Annotated in this window: 13 protein-coding genes; 4 read left to right on the forward strand and 9 right to left on the reverse strand. The window is 42.7% G+C overall.

The window, feature by feature from the left end:
• Window positions 1-26 precede the first annotated feature (26 nt).
• From ACYVRS_RS01325 to ACYVRS_RS01345, 5 genes are all read right to left on the reverse strand, one after another.
• Window positions 27-1850, reverse strand: coding sequence for an LTA synthase family protein (locus ACYVRS_RS01325; protein ID WP_461202236.1), 1824 nt, complete (start codon window positions 1848-1850; stop codon window positions 27-29).
• 223 nt (window positions 1851-2073) lie between these two features.
• A complete protein-coding gene (gene nadE / locus ACYVRS_RS01330) occupies window positions 2074-2898 on the reverse strand; it encodes an NAD(+) synthase (RefSeq protein ID WP_461198099.1) in 825 nt (274 codons plus the stop codon).
• A gap of 64 nt (window positions 2899-2962) precedes the next feature.
• Window positions 2963-4429: a nicotinate phosphoribosyltransferase gene (locus tag ACYVRS_RS01335; protein ID WP_461202238.1), complete on the reverse strand. Its 1467-nt coding sequence runs from the start codon at window positions 4427-4429 to the stop codon at window positions 2963-2965.
• A 130-nt stretch (window positions 4430-4559) separates the two neighbouring features.
• Window positions 4560-4910 carry a DUF1827 family protein gene (locus ACYVRS_RS01340; protein WP_461202240.1) on the reverse strand — a complete coding sequence of 117 codons (351 nt, stop codon included), beginning with the start codon at window positions 4908-4910 and terminating at the stop codon, window positions 4560-4562.
• A 13-nt stretch (window positions 4911-4923) separates the two neighbouring features.
• Window positions 4924-5778 carry an HAD-IIB family hydrolase gene (locus ACYVRS_RS01345; RefSeq protein ID WP_312498832.1) on the reverse strand — a complete coding sequence of 285 codons (855 nt, stop codon included), beginning with the start codon at window positions 5776-5778 and terminating at the stop codon, window positions 4924-4926.
• 110 nt (window positions 5779-5888) lie between these two features.
• On the opposite strand from ACYVRS_RS01345, the gene ACYVRS_RS01350 reads away from it, so the two are divergent.
• Window positions 5889-6674 carry a MerR family transcriptional regulator gene (locus ACYVRS_RS01350; RefSeq protein ID WP_461202242.1) on the forward strand — a complete coding sequence of 262 codons (786 nt, stop codon included), beginning with the start codon at window positions 5889-5891 and terminating at the stop codon, window positions 6672-6674.
• A gap of 47 nt (window positions 6675-6721) precedes the next feature.
• On the opposite strand, the gene ACYVRS_RS01355 is transcribed toward ACYVRS_RS01350, so the two are convergent.
• Both ACYVRS_RS01355 and ACYVRS_RS01360 read right to left on the reverse strand, forming a co-directional pair.
• Window positions 6722-7654, reverse strand: coding sequence for a LacI family DNA-binding transcriptional regulator (locus ACYVRS_RS01355; RefSeq protein WP_312498829.1), 933 nt, complete (start codon window positions 7652-7654; stop codon window positions 6722-6724).
• 12 nt (window positions 7655-7666) lie between these two features.
• Window positions 7667-7930, reverse strand: a complete 264-nt coding sequence (locus tag ACYVRS_RS01360; protein ID WP_461202244.1) for a hypothetical protein — start codon at window positions 7928-7930, stop codon at window positions 7667-7669.
• A gap of 192 nt (window positions 7931-8122) precedes the next feature.
• Here ACYVRS_RS01360 and ACYVRS_RS01365 point away from each other — a divergent pair, with 192 nt between their 5' ends.
• The 3 genes from ACYVRS_RS01365 to ACYVRS_RS01375 all read left to right on the forward strand — a co-directional run bounded on the left by ACYVRS_RS01365 (window position 8123) and on the right by ACYVRS_RS01375 (window position 10208).
• The gene (locus ACYVRS_RS01365; RefSeq protein ID WP_312498827.1) at window positions 8123-8368 is read left to right on the forward strand and encodes a helix-turn-helix domain-containing protein; all 246 of its coding nucleotides are present in this window, start codon (window positions 8123-8125) and stop codon (window positions 8366-8368) included.
• 141 nt (window positions 8369-8509) lie between these two features.
• Window positions 8510-9445, forward strand: a complete 936-nt coding sequence (locus ACYVRS_RS01370) for an ABC transporter ATP-binding protein (protein WP_461202246.1) — start codon at window positions 8510-8512, stop codon at window positions 9443-9445.
• On the forward strand, window positions 9438-10208 hold the full coding sequence (locus tag ACYVRS_RS01375) for an ABC transporter permease (protein WP_312541752.1): 771 nt from the start codon (window positions 9438-9440) through the stop codon (window positions 10206-10208). Before ACYVRS_RS01370 ends, ACYVRS_RS01375 begins: the two co-directional genes overlap by 8 nt.
• Window positions 10209-10344: 136 nt before the next feature.
• Here ACYVRS_RS01375 and ACYVRS_RS01380 read toward each other — a convergent pair whose 3' ends face one another.
• Complete coding sequence (locus ACYVRS_RS01380) at window positions 10345-10659, reverse strand: MGMT family protein (protein WP_461202248.1); 315 nt, start codon at window positions 10657-10659, stop codon at window positions 10345-10347.
• A gap of 129 nt (window positions 10660-10788) precedes the next feature.
• Entirely contained in the window at window positions 10789-12177 is a 1389-nt protein-coding gene (uxaC, locus tag ACYVRS_RS01385; protein ID WP_461202250.1) for a glucuronate isomerase, read from the reverse strand.
• Window position 12178 lies beyond the last annotated feature (1 nt).

Here is a 12178-nt window from a genome sequence, read left to right on the forward strand (position 1 = left end):
TGCATCGCAGCTAAAGTGATTCTTTTTTATTCTCCGAATAAATCGGTCGCTAAACTATACTGCTCTCCTTGCAAAACATCATACTGAATCATTTGATAGGCATCATAAACCGCTTGGGTTTCCTTATTCAAGGACAATTGGGTTTGCCATTGTCCGCCGATATAATATTGACCCGTTTCAAAAGCCGGCAATTCCTCTTGCAAGGTCAACAACATCTCATAAAAGCCATTGGTCGGCTGTTGACTTTCTTCCAACAGCGTTGGTGCAAAGTAAAACGGGCTCGTGACCGCAACATCTTGTTGTTGGAAATCTCCATCAGAATCAACCATCAGAAACTGTGTTTCATGCAATGTGGCGGTGTCATTTTGATCTTTGATCGCATCTGAATAGATCCCCGGTAAATGATCTCCCCAGAAGACAACCAATGTGCGCCGGTTCAAGGTAGACAATTCAGAGATGAATTCTTTCAATGCTGTACTGCTGTAGGACACATCTTGTAAATAATTCTCCAATGAATCCATGTTCCCGTCACCTGTAGCTTGATAATCCAATGTATCATATTTGCCCACATAAGGCATATGGGTCTGCATCGTCACCAAATGAACGAATTGTGGTTGTGCTTCGTCTGAAAGAACAGACATGACTTCTTTATAAGCTGACGCGTCCGATATATAGGGATTGTTTTCAATTTTGTCCGTATAGGTCATGGTATCTTGATCCAAAAACGAATCAAAGCCCATCACGTCATAAACATCTTTGCGCTTATACATCGATGTATCATAAGGATGAATGGCTGTAGCCCCATATCCATCTTGCTTAAGAAATGACACCAAAGAAGGCAATTGTGTCAATTTCGGTACCAGCATTGTATACGGCGTCGTCATTTGCGGATTCATCAACCCCATCGAAAAACTAGTCAATGCTTCAAACTCGATATTGGCTGTCCCACCACCGTAGTTTTGTGACAGCATCTTACCGCTGATCGTTTGATCTGCTACTTGATAATAATCTTCCAAAGGATCTCCCGTAATCGTAATGCCCTTTAAATGACTAGGATCAGAAAAACTTTCACTCATCACATAGACGATATTGGGCGCTTCACTGTCCCGTGTCTTATTGGTATCAGCCGCTAATGCACTATACTTTGCAGCAATCTCCTCAACAGCTTCTTTGCTGTACCCTGCTGGTTTCTCCATCGCATCCACCCGCAAATTATACAAAAAACCGCCAATAAAACCTGTATTGTAATAATTCATTTTTTGCGAATAAGGAATCCAAAGGGCTGTTCGATTATAGGCTTTACGCAACAGATTCGTACTATCGTTGAAATGCGAAACATAGACCAGCCCTAGAGAACATAGAATCAGCACTGCCCCTCGGAAAATCTGCTGTCTACGCTTCAACTTGCGGCTGCGATAGATACTCCAGCCCACAGCCACGATAGCTGCAATGGCTAATAGCAGCGCCAATAAGAATGCCCCATTGCCGATCATGGTTCGCAGCAGCGTAAATTGTGTCACCATTTTGAGGTCATCTGGATAAATCGGCTCTTGCCGATAGGACATCTTCATATAATTGGCATAGCCTAAAATACCGATCCCGACACTATAGAACACCCCGCCTATGCGCAAGGATCCTGCGATACTCGCAAAAAAGCCATAGACAAGTGCAAGAACCAAGCAAGCTAAAAAGAATTTCTCCGTATGCCATGAAAAGGCAAATTTAAGGGCCAGACTTATCGATAGATTATTTTGACACCACTGTAAAAAAAGATTGCTGAAAATGATCAAGCCAATCACAGCCATCACTTTTAAAGCGATTTTCCCATATTGAGGGAGTTTTTGTTTCATTCAGACTGTTCCTCCTTGTACCCTGACCATTTTTAGTCCCCTCCGTATTTTATGCTTTCACGGAAACAATGTAAAGTCGTTGTAGTTAGCAAGGTCTCCTGACAACATGCACGGATATGCAAAAAAATCCTCGGCCTAAAAAAGAGTCGCTAGGCGCGTTGACACCCAATTTCCCCGCGACTCATTTTTCTCCAAGGATCTTATCTGGATTTAGCAGACTGGTTTATTTCCAAAAATCGTCAAAGATCGTCACAGGCAGATGGCGTTTGTGCTGTGTTTTATTCCACCAGTTTTCGATCGTTTGCTGTGCTTCACCAGTAACGGTTTTGCCTTCTAAATAATCATCGATATCATTGTAAGTGACACCTAATGCGGCTTCATCAGCAACCAATGGTTTACCATCTTCTAGATCGGCTGTTGGTACTTTGGTATACAGCGCTTCTGGTGCACCCAAGTATTCCAGCAACTGGCGGCCTTGACGTTTATCCAATCGGAACAATGGCAAAATATCCGCACCGCCATCACCATATTTTGTAAAGAAACCTGTAATATTTTCTGCCGCATGATCGGTACCGATCACTGCGCCAGCTTTTTCGCCAGCGATCGCATATTGTGTGATCATTCGTTGTCGGGCTTTGATATTGCCTTTGTTAAAGTCGGAAACTGCTAGACCTGCTTCTTCAACAGCTGCAACTTCGGCATCCACCGGACCTTTGATATTGACCCGCAAAGAAATATCTGGCTGGATGAAATCCAAAGCGCGTTTGGCATCTGCTTCATCAGCTTGTTCGCCATAAGGCAAGCGTACAGCGATAAATTGGTAGTTAGGATTATTGGTTTCGCTGCGCATTTCCTCCATCGTCAATTGTGCGATCCGACCAGCCAATGAAGAATCTTGTCCGCCGCTGATGCCTAAGACAAAGGTATGCAGGAATGGATTTTTTTGCAAATACGCTTTTAGAAAATCAATACTCTTACGTACTTCTTCTTTTGGATCGATTGTTGGCAATACACCTAATTCCTTGATAATTTCATTTTGCAATGTCATAAAAAATGCCCCCTTGATTTTTTATTGTGCCACTCACTATACATGCAGATCAGTTATCTTGCATCTACAGAATCTCACCTTTGGTTTGTTTGCGGACTTTTTCGATGGTCCGCATTTTGTGATTCCAGCACTCTTGTGACAGATCGACTGGATATTTTTGCGGATTCAAATCACGTTTGTACTCATCCCATAGGGAGTCCAAACAATTTGTGGCATACGCTTTGATATGCTCTAGATCAGGCACCTCATACACTTGCTTGCCCTCAATAAAAATATCTTGCAGCAGTGGTCGTGCATCAAAGTCCGTGACCGTTTTGTTGATAAAGGTGTGGACCGGATGGAACATGAACAATTCTTTTTCTTTTTGCGGCGTTTCTTCCCACAGGGTCACATAATCCCCTTCTGATTTCCCATCAGATTTGCGGGTGATACGCCATACTTGCTTTTTGCCAGGTGTGGATACTTTTTCAGCGTTGCTGGATAATTTGATGGTATCAATCATTTGCCCTTCGGCATTTTCAATTGCCACCAATTTATACACTGCACCTAGTGCCGGTTGGTCATAAGCCGTGATCAACTTCGTACCCACACCCCACACATCGATTTTGGCTTTTTGCATTTTTAAGCTCAAAATCGTATTCTCATCTAAATCGTTTGACGCATAGATTTTGGCTTTTGTGAATCCAGCTTCATCGAGCTGTTCCCGCACTTTTTTAGAGATGTAAGCCATGTCGCCGCTATCGATACGAACACCAAGGAAATTGATTTTGTCGCCCATCTCTTTGGCCACTCGAATGGCATTCGGTACACCTAAACGCAAGGTATCATACGTATCGACCAAAAAAACACAGTCTTTATGGGTCTTCGCATAGGCCATAAAGGCATCATAGTCATTGCCGTAGGACTGCACCAACGAATGCGCATGGGTCCCGCTGGCAGGAATGCCAAAGATCTTGCCCGCACGTACATTACTCGTCGCATCCGCGCCGCCGATAAACGCTGCCCGGGTGCCCCAAATCGCAGCATCCATCTCTTGCGCCCGCCGAGAACCAAATTCCAATAAAGGATCTGGACCAATCACCGACTTGATTCGGGCCGCTTTGGTTGCAATCAACGTTTGGAAATTGACCATATTCAACAGCGCTGTTTCGACCAACTGCGCTTGCGCCAACGGTCCTTCCACTTGAATGATTGGTTCGTTATTGAAAACCAAATCACCTTCTAAAGCTGAACGAACGGTACAAGAAAACTTAAAAGCTTTCAAATAGTCCAAGAATGCTTCTGGATAGCCGCCGATTTCACGAAGATAATCAATATCTGATGCTGAAAATGATAAATCATTCAAATAATCGATCAAGCGTTCTAATCCTGCAAAGATCGCGTAGCCATTTTCGAATGGCATCTCCCGAAAATAGCATTCAAAGACTGCATTTAATTCTGCCCGACCCAATTCCCAATAAGTCTGCATCATGTTGATTTGATATAAATCTGTGTGCAACGTCAAGGTATCATCTTTAAATAATTTCTGCATGTGTCTTACTCCCTTTAACTTACTTCTTCTCATTATAGCAAAAAAAACAAAAAACGCAGAAAATATTGTTCAATTCAAAAAAACAGAGAAAGTCCAATTGGCACTTTCTCTGTCATCAATCGATGTTCATTTACGCGATTGGCAGTTGAACCAAAATGATATCTTTGCGTGGTTGTGAAAAAACAATGCCTTTGGCTTCCATTTCTTTGCGGATCGTCACATTGACAGTCACTTGACTGCGGTCTACCTTTAGTAAACGGTGGATGCCCGTATCCACTTCTTCACGGCTGATTTTCTTCTTGTTGTTGATCAAGACCAAAGAAATTTGATCATACGTATCGACATACAATATTTGCGTCCGGTCCAATGCGTAAATTTTGTACAGCTTCACAGCTGTTTTATCAAAAATAAATTTGGAGATATTCGGATAAAAAGATTCCATATTTAAGTTTTGGTTTACAGGTGTTTCAATCAGTTTCATCACTATCATCCTCTCATGAAATCAATTCACTTAGAATAAATGTGCCGACACCGCCATTCTCCGCACTGTCAATGGTTCGATCACAAACAGCTTGGATCGCTTGACTTGCATTGGCAACAGCCAGAGAAACATCGACTGCTTCGAACATCGGCAGGTCATTTTCTCCGTCACCAATACCATAACTTTTGGCATCAGGAAAATCCGCTAAAAATGCTCGGATCGCAGCACCCTTTGTTGCTAACGGATCCACAATTTCTAAGGTTTGTACAAAGGATTGGAAGATATCTGCATCTTCTCCTTGGATCAAGGTGCGCAATGCAGCCCGTTTTTCATCAGAGGCTTCCATTAATTCAATTTTCATGACCTTGATCGTAGGATTATTTTGCATATACGCCAAAACATCTTTATGGTGGATACATTCGTTGTAGAAAAAGTTGTACTTATAATCTGCGATCATTTCTCCACGTTCACCCAACTCAGCGATCAGTGCAGCGCGACTGGCTTGGAATTGTGCTTCATAGCGGTGCGCTTCTGGGGAGAGAATCCCTTGATCCGTGTGCAGAAAATAAAACACTTGCGCGGCTTCCAAAATATCAATGACCCGAGTCAGTGTCGTTATCGGAACTGTATGAGTCAATACCGGGGATTTTCCTTTCAGCATCATACCAGCGCCATTACCAAAAATAACGTCACAAGTGATGTCTTCCTCTTGCATCATGTCTTGGACCAGCTCCACACCACGGCCTGTAACAAAAACAAAATGATCCCCTTGGTCTTGCAAGGCACGAATGGCTTCTTTGTTGATTGCTGGGATCGGGTGTCCCATTTCTTGAAATGTGCCATCAATATCAGAAAAAATGATTTGCATGTTATCTTCCTTTCTTTGCTATAATTATAGCACAACAAAAAAAGGTAAAACATTTTTCTTGACCTTCTCGTACCGTCAACTTGTATGCTCGATCTATAGGAGGAATCATGATGAAATATAGTATCAGCACCTTAGCCAAATTATCTGGTGTCAGCAGCCGCACCTTACGTTATTATGACGAGATCGGATTGCTGAAACCCGCTGCAGTTTCAGAAAATGGGTATCGTTTCTATGGCACACAAGAAGCCGACCGCTTGCAGCAAATTTTGTACTTTAAGGCTTTTGGCCTACCATTGGAGACGATCACTTCGATTCTAGATAGTTCCGAAACGCAGATTCACCATACCTTGCAATACCATTATCAGCAATTGACACAGCAGCGACAAACGCTCGACGCTTTACTGGCAGCACTGGCTGACACACTTGCCACTTACGAAGGAGAGAAGGAAATGAACGATCAAGAAAAATTTGCATATTTTAAAGAACATACATTAGCTGAGAACGACACTTTGTACGGAGAAGAAGCCAGAAAAACGTATGGTGCGCAGACTGTTGCAGACAGTCAAAAGAAATGGCAAGAGATGCCGCAGACAGTCTTTGCACAATTATCCGCCGATGAAGAGAGTTTGATGCGCTTATTGAAGGAAATGCTGCAGGAAAATCCAGCAGATCTTTCATCAGAAAAAGCCCAAACAGCATTTACGAAGCACAAACAATGGCTGAGCCAAGCCGCTCCTTTTTATACACCTGATTACCATCGCGGCTTAGGCGAAATGTACGTGAGTGATCCTCGCTTTACCGCTTACTATGATCAACGGGCGGGAACCGGCGCAACCCTTTTGCTGAAACAATTGATCGACTATTATACGCGAACAAATAGCAGCGCAACAAAGTGAAGCATAGACAAAGACCTCTTGTCACCCACAAGTGATGCAAGAGGTCTTCATTTTTTTGCCATTGGGCGTTGCACAAACGTATACGGAATTTTGAAACTGCCGCTTTTTTCATTGACTGCCAACTGGACGGCCATTTCGCCACAATCTTGTAAATGATAATCAATCGTTGAGAGTTGCAATACATCACTGATAAACAAATGATCACGGCCAATCACGAGCCATTCGTCTGGCTTGGCTAAATGGATTCCAGCAGCCACACGATCCCCATTCGTAAATATCGCCTCCACGCCTTTGTCTGCAAAAAAGACCGCGGCTTCCTTACCATCTTCTTCCGTCAGACTATCCCAAAAAATCAAGTCTTCCGAAAAAGCCGGAAAATATTCTTTGGCTAATCGAACTGTGATTTTGGAGTTGCTGCTTAGTTTGCGGCTTCTGCCTAGGGTCACCCCAATACTTGTGATTCCCTGTGCCTGAAAGAAAGTAAAAACTTCTCGAATGGATCCTTCCCGATCTATATAGGTACAGCCATCTGGTACTGCTGCGATTTTTTCGCAGAAAATGATCCGTCCATAGGCCAAATAAGGCAATAGCACTTCGATGGGATTGGCACGAGAGGTGATGATCATGGCATCAAAGCTTTTCGCAGCAAATTCTTTGAGATACGCTTCCTCCGCTTGCGGATCATAATTTGTCGGCAGCAATGTCACTTTGTAGCCACGAGAAAATGCAGCTGTTGTGATGCCGCTTAATAAGGCATCAAAATAGGGATGGTTGACAAATGGCAGAATCACACCAATATTTTTGGTTTTGCCGACACTTAAGACCCGTGCCGTATGGTTGGGAATATAATTGACGGCTTGCATGGCTGCCAAAATCTCTCGTCGTTTCTGTTCACTGACATAGGGATTGTTATTAATGACCCGCGACACAGTCGATACTGAATAGCCAGTCATTCTTGCAATATCCCGAATATTTGCCATAGCCTATGCTCCTTACGCGGTTAATTGTTCTTTCATATAGTCTATCACACTTAAGCCGCAAGCATAAAATTGATAGTAATCATTTTTGTACACAAAACCGATTCTTTGCGCACCGAAGTGTTCATCAAAGCGCAGATGTGAAATATCTGCCTGTGAAAGCGCGTATTTTGTGTCAGGCAAAAAACCTTTTGGTTGCGAAAGGACCAACTTCTCTCCATCAAAAAACAAAGATACATAACAGCATTGTTCATCGTTTCTTTTCATATAAGTATTCATGTATACCAATCCTTCCTTCTTTTTGTACCCTAAGCATACGCTATGAAACGCGTCCCAGAGCAAGCCTTTTGTTCAGTTATTTTGACTGGGCTAACCAGCATCCATGTGAATCATTTCGCAAATTCACAGATTGTTGATACAATAGGTGATAGGGTTGTTGATACTGGTTGTTTTTAAAGGAGGACGTGCTACGTGACGTTAGAGGAAGCATTTTTATTAGATACTTTAGGCTGCCGTTTTAAGTACTTAAGAGAGGAGCTAGGCTTCACAGCACAAGAAACTGCACAACACTTGGATGTGCCTTTGACTGACTATTTAACCTATGAAGAGGGTGAAAGGCTGCCAGATGTTTTGACTATATTACATACTGCTGCTTTGTATCAAGTATCCGTTGACTATTTGCTCGGGCAGACAGAACAGCCGCGACGCGACAATTAAAATCTTGACGGATCATGCTGCTCAAACGATCGTTTCGATCGTTTTTTTTGTGCACTTATCTAAGAAAAATCAAACTATTCGGTCTTGTTGGCGAAGAAATGCTACAATAAAGCATCACTTACATAAGGAGATTCTATTATCATGACATATGCACTAGAAATAAATGCATTACGCAAAGTCTATGCCACTGGGGTTGAGGCTTTGAAGGGCATCGATCTCACGGTTGAAGAAGGCGATTTTTATGCTTTGCTGGGACCAAATGGGGCCGGTAAATCAACCACCATCGGTATCATCACTTCTTTGGTCAACAAATCTTCCGGTACCGTAAAGGTGTTTGGCTATGACTTAGACAAAGAATTGGTTCAAGTCAAACAACAGATTGGTTTAGTTCCACAGGAATTCAACTTTAATCCTTTCGAAACGGTACAGCAAATCGTGGTCAATCAAGCAGGTTACTATGGGGTTTCTCGTAAAGAAGCCTTAGATCGCAGTGAGAAATATTTAAAGCAAGCCAATTTGTGGGAAAAACGTCATGTTCGGGCACGCATGTTGTCTGGCGGAATGAAACGACGCTTGATGATTGCCCGCGCATTGATGCACGAACCGCGCTTGTTGATTTTGGATGAACCGACAGCGGGTGTCGACATTGAGTTGCGCCGTGAAATGTGGACTTTTTTACGCGAATTGAATCAGCAAGGCACAACGATTATTTTGACCACCCATTATTTGGAGGAAGCAGAAATGCTTTGCCGCAATATTGGTATCATCCAATCAGGCGCTTTGATAGAAAACACCAGTATGAAAGAACTATTGGCGAAATTACAATTTGAAACCTTCTTATTCGATATTGCGCCAGTAACCACTGCACCAGTGATCACAGACTATGTCAGCCAAATGGAAGATCCGCAGACAATCGCTGTTGAAGTTGCGCGAGATCAAGGGGTCAACGATTTGTTTCGCCAATTTAGCGATCAAGGTGTGACTGTCCTCTCAATGAGAAATAAATCCAATCGTTTAGAAGAACTATTTTTGAAAATTACAGAAGAAGCGCACGAAGCGGGGGAAAAACATGTTTAGTCTTTATTTTACTGCATTAAAAAGTTTAGCGGCCAAAGAAACCAACCGCTATTTGCGGATCTGGGTCCAGACTCTGGTTCCGCCAGTCATCACCACTTCTCTTTACTTTATTATCTTCGGCAAGATGATTGGCAGCCGAATTGGTGATATGGGCGGCTTTTCTTACATGGAATTTATCGTGCCTGGTTTAATTATGATGTCCACGATCACAAGTTCTTATTCCAACGTCTCTTCTTCTTTTTTCTCTCAAAAATTCCAGAAAAATATTGAAGAATTACTGGTTGCACCGGTACCGACACATGTCATTATTTGGGGCTTTGTTTTTGGCGGCTTAGGTCGGAGTGTCTTGGTAGGGATTCTGGTGACTATTATTTCCCTCTTTTTTGTTCCACTCCATGTCTTTTCTTGGACCATCGTTGTACTGACATTACTTATGACGGCGATTCTCTTTTCACTGGCTGGCCTATTGAACGGCATTTTTGCCCAATCTTTTGATGATGTATCGATCGTACCTACATTTGTCTTACAACCTTTGACTTATTTAGGTGGCGTCTTTTACTCGATCAGTATGCTGCCACCCATTTGGCAAGCCGTTTCTAAAGTAAATCCCATCGTCTATATGATTTCAGGATTTCGTTATGGCTTTTTAGGAACGATCGACGTTCCTATTCTCTTATCGATCAGCATTCTAGTCCTCTTTATTGCCGTTCTGTATGGCGTGTGTTGGTATTTGATCGAAAATGGCCGTGGATTGAGAAGTTAGTTTCGACAAAAATAAAAGGCGTGGCTCTTTCGAGTCGCGTCTTTTATTTTGCTTGGATATTAAGCTTTTAATATAACTTTTTTCTAATAATGCTCCTCACCATCTTTAGCATTAGCATCTCATGCCAGTATCCTTCTCAATGTTGTTCTAAATCAGCAGCGGGTATCTGCCAACTGCAAGCTTTCATATCGACACGGCCATTCGGTTTGAACAAAATGCCTTCAGCCATCAAGGCAGCGCGTCTGTCTTCTGCCGACGCCCCGACTAACACGCCATCTGCCTTGACAACACGGTGTGCAGGTAAATCACTGGGACTTAATTTCATTGCACGACCCACTGCTCGTGCTTGATTCATCTTTCCTAAATACCATGATATTTGGCTATAGGACACTACTTTTCCGTATGGTATCTTTGCCACTAAAGCATATACTTCTTCATAAAATGGATTCAATCACTACACCTCGTCCTGTATTTAGCGCTTATCTTAGTATCCTACTGGAAATTCCGTCATTCGTAAATCAAAAAAACTACAGCGGTAAACCGAATCACCGGTTTTATCGCTGTAGTGAGTTTCCTATATTCATTGTCCAAAGTGAAAATAATTTTTTGCATTCTGATAGGCGATTTTTTCTACAATTTCACCTAAATATGGCAAGTCTTCTGGCAACTGTCCATCTTCTACCCACTCACTGATTACTTGGCACAAGATCCTCCGAAAATACTCATGCCGCGGATAGGATAAAAAGCTGCGAGAATCTGTCAGCATTCCTACAAAATTCCCGAGAATCCCCCCTTCAGCTAACGTCGTCAACTGATGCCGCATACCGGAGTATGTATCGTTGAACCACCAAGCTGATCCGAGTTGCAACTTCCCTTGGGTCTCTTCTTGGAAGCAACCCATCAAGGCAGTGAGGGAGACATAATCTTTCGGGTTCAAAGAATATAAAATCGTTTTTGGCAATTTGCCCTGGCATTGCAATTGGTCAAACAGGCGACTGACACCCTTTTCCAATCGACCATCCCCCATAGCATCCCCACCACTATCCGGTCCTACATGCGCCATCAAAAGACCGCTATTGTTTCGCGTAGCTGATAAATGTAATTGTGCTGTCCATTCATAGTCGGCGTATAGCTTCATCAACTCAACGAGCAGCCCAGATTGGTAGGCCATGATCTCCTCACTAGACAAGGGATCACCCGCCATTTTTTTCGCAAAAATAGCACTATTTCGTTCCTGATCATAGCGACTATCAGCCAATTGTGCCAAACTATGATCTGATAATCGGCACCCATGGCGATGGAAATAAGCAACTCTATTCGCTAATGCTGCTATTAATTGGGGATATGTTTGAATAGACGTATGCGAAACTTCGGATAGTTTTTGCAAATAGTCCGTATATTCAGGCAAGTGGATGTTCAATGCACGATCTGGTCTGAATGTCGGATAGACAGCGAAAGACTCATTTTTCAGCTGTTGATGATACAGCAAATCATCAACAGGATCATCTGTCGTGCAAATGACCGATACGTTCATTTTTTTGATCAATTGTCTTGGTGTATAGTCTTTTTCTGTTAATTTTTGGTTGGCTTTTTCCCAAATAATGGCTGCATTTTCTTTTGTCAGCAGCGCTTCGATGCCAAAAATCCGTTTCAATTCGAGATTGGCCCAAATGTACAGCGGGTTGCCAATACATAATTCGATTGTTTTGGCCCATGCAGCAAACTTGTCATAATCAGAGCCATCCCCTGTAATCAAGGTTTCTGGCACCCCATTCGCACGCATCAACCGCCATTTGTAATGGTCGCCGGCTAACCATGCTTCTGTGATATTTCTAAAAGGCTGATCTTCATAGATTTCCTTTGGATCAAGATGACAGTGATAGTCAATAATCGGCTGATCCTTTGCGTATCCATGATACAGCTGCTTGGCAATATCATTTTTCAACACAAAATTTTCGTCTAAAAACATG

The organism is Enterococcus salsurae, from assembly GCF_054784955.1.